The sequence below is a fragment of the Amycolatopsis sp. SID8362 genome, assembly GCF_010550475.1.
Taxonomy (GTDB): domain Bacteria; phylum Actinomycetota; class Actinomycetes; order Mycobacteriales; family Pseudonocardiaceae; genus Amycolatopsis; species Amycolatopsis eburnea.
In genome coordinates, this window is sequence record NZ_JAAGNB010001459.1 from 1 (window position 1) to 204 (window position 204).

The window sequence follows — 204 nt, forward strand, 5'->3', positions numbered from 1 at the left end:
TCGCTGCCGCTGGGCGCCCGGTCGATGACGCGGGACTGGCTGCCGGCCGAGCGCGTGTCGAACAAGCAGGTCAAGGCGCTGCGCACGCACGCGCTCGACGTTGTGACCACGACGCTCGGCGCCGCCGGCGTCGACGATCCGCGCGTCGTCGGCTGCTCGAAGGTGCTGCAGCAGCTCGCCCGGTTGGCCGGCGCGCGGCCCGGG

At 75.5% G+C, this 204-nt stretch carries 1 pseudogene; it reads left to right on the forward strand.

The annotated features are described in order from the left end of the window. Positions 1-204, forward strand: a pseudogene (locus tag G3I65_RS44530) (exopolyphosphatase); the annotation flags it as partial.